At 60.6% G+C, this 1,078-nt stretch carries 2 protein-coding genes; both read left to right on the top strand.

The genetic code is table 11. From position 1 onward, the window contains the following. On the top strand, positions 1–231 hold a 231-nt coding region (locus V6C07_RS09650; RefSeq protein ID WP_333536219.1), incomplete at its 5' end, for a HisA/HisF-related TIM barrel protein. 3 nt (positions 232–234) lie between these two features. Further along, a partial coding sequence (locus V6C07_RS09645; RefSeq protein WP_333536218.1) for a hypothetical protein occupies positions 235–1,078 on the top strand: 844 nt, incomplete at its 3' end.

Here is a 1,078-nt window from a genome sequence, read left to right as displayed (position 1 = left end):
TGGCAGGTGGCCCGCGCGGTCAAGATTCCCGTGATCGGCGTGGGCGGCATCAGCTGCGTGGAAGACGTGCTGGAATTCATCCTGGCGGGCGCGCACGCGGTTCAGATCGGCACAGCGAGCTTCATGCGGCCCGACTGCGTCTTTGATCTTGTGCAGCAACTGCCCGAAGCGTGCGAACGTCTGGGCATCGCCTCGCTGGAAGAGCTGCGCGGCAGCCTGCTACTGGACTGATTTATGGGACTTGCCGTCATTACCGCCCGCACCGAAGCGGAAACAGGCCAGTTTCTGGATCTGCCGTGGAGCATTTACGCCCAAAGCCCCTTGTGGACGCCGCCCATCAAGAGTCAGGAGCGCGAACTGCTCACGCCAGGGCAGCATCCCTTTTGGGAAAACGCCCGGCGCAGACTTTTTCTGGCCCTGCGTGACGGGCGGCCCGTAGGACGCATTGCCGCCATTATTGACGATAAATATAATGCCTACGCGGGCGAAACCTGCGGAGCCTTCGGTTTTTTTGAATGCGAAAACGACCGCGAAGCCGCCCACGCCCTGCTGGACGCCGCCAGAAACTGGCTGGCAGCCCAGGGGATGACCTTCATGCGCGGGCCGCTGAACCCGTCCGCAAACTACACCTGCGGCCTGCTGGTGAACGGCTTTGAACTTGCCCCCACCATCATGATGCCCTGGAACCCGCCGTACTATGCGGAGCTGCTCGAAAGCTGGCATCTGCGCAAAGAACAGGACCTTTTTGCCTATCTTATTGAAAAGGAACGTTTCTCGCCGCCAGAATGGCTCCACGAAGAAGTGACCCGCCTCAAAAAAGAGGGGCATTTCACCTGCCGCACCTCCGGCAAGGCTACGCTGACCCAAGATATCCGCGACATGTTCACCCTGTATAAGGAGTCGTGGGCGCAGAACTGGGGTTTCTCACCCTTGTCGGACGCCGAGGCCGAACAGCACGTCAAAGAACTCAAGGCCGTGCTGGACACGGATTTTTTCGTGCTCTTTTTCCACAACGGCAAACCGGCGGCCGGCATGGTGGCCCTGCCCGACATGGCCCCGCTGCTGCGGCGGCTCAACA

It is taken from the genome of Desulfovibrio sp. 1214_IL3152, assembly GCF_036763055.1.
In the GTDB taxonomy this organism is placed as follows: Bacteria; Desulfobacterota; Desulfovibrionia; order Desulfovibrionales; family Desulfovibrionaceae; genus Desulfovibrio.
Note: the sequence above shows the minus strand (reverse complement) of the source record. Positions and strands in the feature narration are given on the sequence as shown.